The 6,261-nt window shown below is 41.4% G+C and carries 4 protein-coding genes; 1 reads left to right on the top strand and 3 read right to left on the bottom strand.

Annotated features, from left to right (window positions below; genetic code table 11):
* The first annotated feature begins 619 nt into the window (after positions 1 to 619).
* Positions 620 to 2,071: a polysaccharide lyase family protein gene (locus J4E06_RS10080; protein WP_349523780.1), complete on the top strand. Its 1,452-nt coding sequence runs from the start codon at positions 620 to 622 to the stop codon at positions 2,069 to 2,071.
* Between the two features lie 144 nt (positions 2,072 to 2,215).
* On the opposite strand, the gene J4E06_RS10075 is transcribed toward J4E06_RS10080, so the two are convergent.
* The 3 genes from J4E06_RS10075 to J4E06_RS10065 all read right to left on the bottom strand — a co-directional run bounded on the left by J4E06_RS10075 (position 2,216) and on the right by J4E06_RS10065 (position 6,261).
* The gene (locus tag J4E06_RS10075) at positions 2,216 to 3,412 is read right to left on the bottom strand and encodes an IS256 family transposase (RefSeq protein WP_349523779.1); all 1,197 of its coding nucleotides are present in this window, start codon (positions 3,410 to 3,412) and stop codon (positions 2,216 to 2,218) included.
* Positions 3,413 to 3,609: 197 nt separating this feature from the next.
* The gene (locus J4E06_RS10070) at positions 3,610 to 4,941 is read right to left on the bottom strand and encodes a UDP-glucose dehydrogenase family protein (RefSeq protein WP_349523778.1); all 1,332 of its coding nucleotides are present in this window, start codon (positions 4,939 to 4,941) and stop codon (positions 3,610 to 3,612) included.
* Positions 4,942 to 5,004: 63 nt separating this feature from the next.
* Positions 5,005 to 6,261, bottom strand: coding sequence for a sulfate adenylyltransferase subunit 1 (locus J4E06_RS10065; RefSeq protein WP_349523777.1), 1,257 nt, complete (start codon positions 6,259 to 6,261; stop codon positions 5,005 to 5,007).

The following is a 6,261-nucleotide window of genomic DNA, read 5'->3' as shown; positions in this document are numbered from 1 at the left end:
CTGGACTTGTCCTTTGGCAGACGCTCGCTGAGCTGGAAACTCGAGAACAGTTTCTGTAGCCTTCCCTTTTTTCCTTGCATACATACAAGGTACGATCTTTTTGGAAAAGACAAGATTAAAAAAAATCTTTTTCTCCAACTTGTGCAACAGGCACCAATTATGAAGAATGCAAATTAACAATTACTCGGAATATCAACCTACTCCCGAGAGACTTTGAGTTAATACCACCTTATTTCGCCAGGGGATGCTAAAGGTAAATTTTACTTTTCCCAAATTCCAATATGTTTTGTCAATTTTGAATATCTAAAAGAATTTAAAACTCTATCAACTATAATAGATTAGGACTGATTTCTTTCTTATTACGGATTAGGTGATTCTTTCTAGAAATCCAAACCATATGTTAAAGAATAGTGTAGTTCATCGAATAAAAAAAAAGGTTACATCCAAAAGTATAGTTCGTCACGTATAATATCTAATAAAAAAAGTGTATTTCATCGAAAAAATATTGCCAGTTGTCGATGATTGTTGAATTATGAATATTTTTGATAGACCCAATTTGAATATTAAAAAACTTGACTTATTGTACGTTATGAAATTTTATGCCCCAAACCCCTTAGTTATGTTATGTTTTATTTGCAGTATTCTGTTATTTACTTCTTGCAGTAAGGATTCAGATTTATTCGACGAATACGTTATCCAAAATCCTGAAACAGAGCCTGTAGAAAATCCCGGTATTGATGGTGACGATGGAAGTGATATAGAAGGGGAAGATGAGTCAGCTAAACCACCTTTTAATGGTGATGGTGTTAATTTATTACGAAATGGAACTTTCGACAATGCAAATGAATGGACTTTACGGAACGGTAGTACTGCGACCGGAGGTGTCTTAACAGTAATAGCAAATGGTAGTATTGGTTCAACAACTTCCAACTGGTCAGCCGAATATAGTAATATAGCTGAAACCGCTTTCTATAATACAAGGAGGTACAGATTAAGTTTTGACGCTAGGCAGACTGTCGGAAGCGGGGGTATGCAGATAGGCCAAAGATATACGGTCATAACCGATCAGGAAATTACAGGTAGTTTTACCAATTATTCTATTGAATTCAACGGGGCTACTTTTGATGGAAATGCCTCTGGAAACGATTTGACTTTTGGGGGCCAAACTGTTGGAGATACTTTTGAGATTCAGAACATGGTTTTGGAAGATATAGGGGCGAGTACAGACTCCGCAATATCTGGACTTCCCGCCCAAGTGACTTTTTTTACGGATTTTGAAACGGCCACGTATCCTTATCAGCAATGGGGAGCCAATGGCGAAAACCCCGGCGAAATCAACCAGTGGGAAGTTGACCATGGAGACCCAAGAACAACAGATCATCCTGATTCACCATTAAAATTGGGAAGAAACGGTGATAGAGCAATTTGGTTAGGGTCTTACAACAATGACGCTAAAAGAAATGAATTTGGTAAAGACAGGGCTCTAAGTTTTAAAGAGCATTGGGTGGGCGTTTCGATAAATGTACAGAACAGAATGCCTGGATCAAGAATCCTTTTACAAAACAGATTATTAGCGAATGGTAGTAGCAATACGGTAAACGCTATTTCTTTAAGGCAGGCAGAAGACCCCAATAAACTTTATTTCAGCTTACCCATTGATGTAAACTCAGTCGATATCCTACCCACCAACGGAGCAGGTTCCAATACTGAATCAGTGTTTTTTGATTATACAAAGGGTGAATGGATTGATGTTGTAATTCATTATGTGGGGGCGTTCGGGGCAGACTACCAGGGCCCAGATACCTCAGAAATGTCAAGGAGATTGGGTCACGAGGTTAGGGCTGATGGATTAATTGAGATTTGGGTGAACGGTGAAAAGATAGTTGACCATGTTGGTACTACTGCTTACCGATATGCTAAGCATGGTCAAGAGGTGACGGGTGTTATTACGCCAAAGATAGGTGCTTATTGGGGAGGTGCTTTTGACCCTCAAGGAGATATTTTCTATGACAATTACAAGATTTGGACTGGCCCGGGCGGAAGCTTTGAGGATTTAGACCCAAGTAAATAAGTAAGATTAAGGGTTTAGAAACAAAAAAATAGCGTACTGGTTTTTCGCTTTCGGACAAGACAAAAAATCCCTACAGTTATGTGGGGATTTTTTGATACTATCCCAATAAGTGTGTAAGTTAAAAATAACGGGGGTTGGGCTTTTCTAGAGCCTGCCCCTTTTTTCATAGATCGTAAGGAACTGGTTTAAAATGATGCCCCAGTTCCTGATGGGCATGGACCATTTCTTGGTGGCCTCCCTTGTTGCCAAATATACGGATTTCATCACCGCATCGTCGGTGGGGAAGGAAAGCTTGTTCTTGGTGTACTTCCTGATCTTCCCGTTCAGGTTCTCTATAAGGTTGGTGGTATATATGATCTTTCGTATCTCCACTGGGAACTCGAAGAACACGGTGAGTTCGTCCCAGTTGTCCCTCCAGCTCCTTATGGCGTAGGAGTACTTGGTTTCCCACTTCTTGGCAAAGTCCTCCAGGGCGGTCTTTGCGGCCTTCTCGTTGGGTACGTTGTAGATGCCCTTCATATCGGCGGTGAACGCTTTTTTGTCCTTCCATACCACGTAGCGGCAGGCATTGCGTATCTGGTGCACCACGCATATCTGGGTTCTGGACTCGGGGAAGACGTTCCTGATGGTATCGGTAAATCCGTTCAGGTTGTCGGTGGCGGTGATCAGGATGTCCTCGGTGCCACGGGCCTTGATATCGGTGAGCACCGACATCCAGAAGGCCGCCGATTCGTTCTTGCCCAGCCATCGGCCCAGCACTTCCTTCTTTCCGTCCCTGCGCAGGCCCACGGCCACGTACACGGTCTTGTTGATCACCTTGGAGGATTCCCTGACCTTGAAGACGATCCCGTCCATCCATACGATAAGATAGACCGGTTCCAAGGGTCGGTTCTGCCAGGCGACGATGTCCTCTGCCATCTTTTCGGTTATCCTTGATATGGTCGATGTGGATACCTCAAAACCATAGGCCTCATGTACCTGTTCCTCTATATCACTTACCGACATGCCCTTGGCATATAGCGATACGATGACATTTTCGATGCCGTCCACCATGTTGCCCCGCTTGGAGACGACCATGGGGTTGAAACTGGCATCCCTGTCCCTGGGGACGGATATCTCGGACTCCCCGAAAGAGGTACGCACCTTCTTTTTGGAGTGCCCGTTACGGGAGTTGCCGTCCTTGGACCTTTGGTGCCTTTCGTAATCCAGATGGACGTCCAGTTCCCCTTCCAGCATCTTCTCGATGCCGCGTTTCTGGAGTTCCTTGAGAAAACCGTTGAGCTCGTCTCCCGATTTGAACTGCTTCAGGAAATCGTCGTTGAACAATTCTTCTTTCTTCATAATGTGCAAATATTTAAAATTAGACAAAAAAATAGCGGGGGCATGCCCCCGCTATTTTTCTATTTACACACTTTATGAGATAGTCCTGATTTTTTTGTTTATCATTTTAGAGGTTATCAAGGTGCTATCCCAATCGATGTAAGTAAATAAAAGTAAAAGGGATTGTACTTGTTTAGAGTCTGATTCTTTTTTACGTTCTATGATCTCTTTCCGATTTGAAAGTACTCGAATCCCATGGAACCCAACTTTTCATCATCGTATTGGTTTCTGCCATCAAAAATAACAGGTGTCTTTAACAGTTTTTGTAATTCACCAAAATCAGGTGCCCTAAACTCTTTCCATTCTGTTAGCAATATCATCGCATCCGCCCCTTCCAAAGCAGCGTATTTTGCGGTGAAGTAATTTATATTGGAAGTGTCTTTAAGGTAAAAATGTTTTGCTTCCTCCATAGCCTTCGGATCGTAAGCATTGATTACAGCTCCTCTTTTGACCAATTCTTTTATAATGTATATGGCAGGTGCTTCACGCATATCATCAGTTCCTGGTTTAAAAGCAAGACCCCAAACGGCAAATGTTTTTCCTTTGAGGTCTTCACCATATTTATCGACTACCTTTTTCGCAATTACAAATTTTTGGCGATCATTGACATCTTCCACAGCCTTTATAAGTTCTGGTGTATATCCATGCTCTTCGGCAGTACGTTTTAGTGCTTTGACATCTTTCGGAAAACATGACCCTCCGTAACCACTTCCAGGATAAATGAAACTATATCCAATGCGACTGTCTGAACCTATTCCGATTCTAACCTTGTTCACATCGGCCTCTACCAATTCGCAAATGTTTGCCACCTCATTCATAAAAGAGATTTTGGTTGCCAGCATTGCATTGGCCACATATTTGGTCATTTCAGCAGACTTGACATCCATAGTGATCAGGCGGTCCATACTACTCCTAAAGAAGGGCGAATATAGGGAGCGCATTATTTTGGTTGCCGCTTCATCGTCGGAGCCAACAACCACACGGTCCGGTTTCAAGAAATCGCTGATGGCATCTCCTTCCTTTAAAAACTCTGGGTTCGAAACTACATGGAACTCAATTTCCACATTTCTTTTTTTCAACTCGTCGGATATTGTTTTTTGGACCTTATCCGCCGTACCGACCGGAACGGTCGATTTATCAACCACAATAAGGGGGGTGGACATATGCTCGCCAATTTCTTTGGCTACTTGTAGGACATACTTGAGATCTGCCGAACCATCCTCTCCCATAGGAGTTCCAACGGCGATAAAAGCGACATCGCAATTTTCCAGATTATCTTTTAAACTGGTACTGAAAAGCAAGGTGTTATTGTCAATATTTCGATTTACCATAGGTTCCAAACCCGGTTCGTAAATTGGGATAACACCTTTTTTTAGGCCTTCAATTTTGTTTTCATCAACATCAATGCAGGTTACCGTGTTTCCCATTTCGGCAAAGCAGGTTCCGCTGACAAGACCTACATATCCAGTGCCAATTACTGTTAAGTTCATGTTTGATTTATTTTTAGAATGTTAATGTATTAAGGTTTGGTTTATAGCATAAGGGTTATTGCCCTAAATAATCATTCCAGCCGCAACCGTTTCGTTTGTACTTTCGTCAATTAGAATTATATTGCCTGTACTTCTGTTCTCTCGATACGAATCTATCATTAAAGGTTTGGTAGTTCTAATTTTAACTTTACAAATATCGTTCATTGAAATTTCTTTATCCTCCAGATTTCGTCCAAGAGTTTCAATATCAATTTTATACATTACTTCTTTGATTATGGCAGTCTGCTCATTGCTTGTATGCCGTATTGTATATTTTGCCCGAGGTTTTGCGGGGGAATTATTCATCCAGCATAACATAACCTCCAAATCTTGAGCAGGTTCAGCTTTATTGTTCGACCTTACAATCATATCCCCTCGACCAATGTCAATATCGTCTTCCAACGTCATGGAAATTGACATTGGAGCATAGGCTTCTTCGAGTTGACCCTGAGGGCCTTCAATCGTCTTAATTTTTGATGTAAAGCCGGAGGGCATTACCGTAACTTCATCTCCCGGTCTAAAAATACCACTTGCAATTCTTCCTGCATAACCACGATAATCGATGTATCCTTTTAGCTGCGGTCTTATAACAGTTTGTACTGGGAATCGAGCGTCCACACTGTTAAAATCACTGCTTATATGAATGGTTTCCAAAGTGTGCAATAAAGGTGCGCCCTTATACCAACCCATATTTTCTGATACGTTTACCACATTGTCGCCCAATAAGGCACTTATTGGAATGAAGCGAACATCCTTTACCAACAATTTTGAGGAAAAATCTTGAAATTGCTTTACAATATTATCGTAAACCTCTTCCTTAAAATCAACCAAGTCCATTTTGTTAATACAAACTACCAAGTGTGGTATTTGTAACAAGGAAGCAATAAACGAGTGTCTTTTGGTTTGTTCAATGACCCCGTGTCTAGCATCAACTAGAATAATGGCTGCATTAGCTGTTGATGCTCCCGTAACCATATTTCTTGTATATTGAATATGCCCTGGGGTGTCCGCGATTATAAATTTTCTCTTTGGAGTCGTAAAATAGCGATATGCCACATCTATTGTAATACCTTGTTCGCGCTCATCTTTTAGTCCATCAGTGAACAAAGCTAAATCAACACCTTCATGCCCCTTTTTTAAACTAGTACTCTCAATTGCTTCCAATTGATCCTCAAATATAGATTTGGAATCATATAAAAGCCTTCCAATCAATGTGCTCTTACCATCATCGACACTTCCTGCCGTAGTAAATCTTAATAGTTGATTGTTATTTATTTCCAT

Source organism: Allomuricauda sp. NFXS6, assembly GCF_040148835.1.
Taxonomy (GTDB): Bacteria; Bacteroidota; Bacteroidia; order Flavobacteriales; family Flavobacteriaceae; genus Flagellimonas.
This window is presented reverse-complemented; position numbering and strand designations above follow the sequence as displayed.

Coding starts and splice junctions, on each gene's coding strand:
- J4E06_RS10080 (WP_349523780.1), top strand. CDS start 620: ATGTTATGTTTTATTTGCAGTATTCTGTTATTTACTTCTTGCAGTAAG.
- J4E06_RS10075 (WP_349523779.1), bottom strand. CDS start 3,412: ATGAAGAAAGAAGAATTGTTCAACGACGATTTCCTGAAGCAGTTCAAA.
- J4E06_RS10070 (WP_349523778.1), bottom strand. CDS start 4,941: ATGAACTTAACAGTAATTGGCACTGGATATGTAGGTCTTGTCAGCGGA.
- J4E06_RS10065 (WP_349523777.1), bottom strand. CDS start 6,261: ATGGAAATAAATAACAATCAACTATTAAGATTTACTACGGCAGGAAGT.